Origin of the sequence: Mesorhizobium tamadayense (assembly GCF_003863365.1) — a bacterium.
GTDB classification, from domain to species: domain Bacteria; phylum Pseudomonadota; class Alphaproteobacteria; order Rhizobiales; family Rhizobiaceae; genus Mesorhizobium; species Mesorhizobium tamadayense.
The window spans coordinates 1-327 of sequence record NZ_RQXT01000277.1 but is presented as its reverse complement, the minus strand read 5'-3'; the positions used below and the strand labels follow the sequence as shown (position 1 = coordinate 327).

The following is a 327-nucleotide window of genomic DNA, read 5'->3' as shown; positions in this document are numbered from 1 at the left end:
TCCGACCCCGCAGCGGGTTGATCGGCAAGGTCCGGGCTGGAACAAGGGAATCAAGCCGAAAGAGCGGGAAATGGGCTCTGCACAGGAGCAACGTCACTTGGCACGAAACCTCGCGGATTCATGCCTGCAGCACTTGCTGCTGACTTATGCCGGCTTCACGAATGTCCAGGCGAGGAACCGTTCTTCCTGTACCGATGATGCCGCCGCGATAGAGGCGTCCGTACAATGAACCCTATTCAAGTGGCGGGCGTGCCGATTTCAGCGAGCAATGCGATGATCATTGCCGCGGTATGCTGCGAATGTTTTTGGCCCGAATGGCCGCCGCTG

Annotated in this window: 1 protein-coding gene; it reads left to right on the top strand. The window is 58.7% G+C overall.

Going from position 1 to position 327, the window contains the following annotated elements; genetic code table 11:
• Positions 1 to 229, top strand: a 229-nt coding sequence (locus tag EH240_RS38690) for a hypothetical protein (protein ID WP_206075414.1), incomplete at its 5' end; no start/stop codon positions are given.
• Between the last annotated feature and the right edge of the window lie 98 nt (positions 230 to 327).